The sequence below is a fragment of the Neisseria sp. P0016.S008 genome, assembly GCF_051957775.1.
Taxonomy (GTDB): Bacteria; Pseudomonadota; Gammaproteobacteria; order Burkholderiales; family Neisseriaceae; genus Neisseria; species Neisseria flavescens_B.
The window spans coordinates 1-252 of the sequence record NZ_JBQCWB010000035.1 but is presented as its reverse complement, the minus strand read 5'-3'; the positions used below and the strand labels follow the sequence as shown (position 1 = coordinate 252).

At 42.1% G+C, this 252-nt stretch carries 1 pseudogene; it reads right to left on the bottom strand.

The annotated features are described in order from the left end of the window. Window positions 1-252, bottom strand: a pseudogene (locus ACTHS8_RS10875) (lipid ABC transporter permease/ATP-binding protein); the annotation flags it as partial.

Sequence of the window (252 nt, the reverse complement as noted above, 5' to 3'; positions counted from 1 at the left end):
GCCGGACAGTTTTAAACCGTTTTCACCAACTTCAGTGTGCAAGCCTTGCGGCATTTTTTGGATAAATTCCCAATCATTAGCTGCTTTTGCAGCATTAATAATTTCTTCTTCGCTGAAGTTACCGGCTTGAGCATAGGCAATGTTTTCAGAAATCGTACCATTAAACAGGACAACGTTTTGGCTGACGAATGCCATGCGACTGCGCAGACTTTCTAGTGTATTTTCATTGATGTTAACGCCGCTAATCAAGAC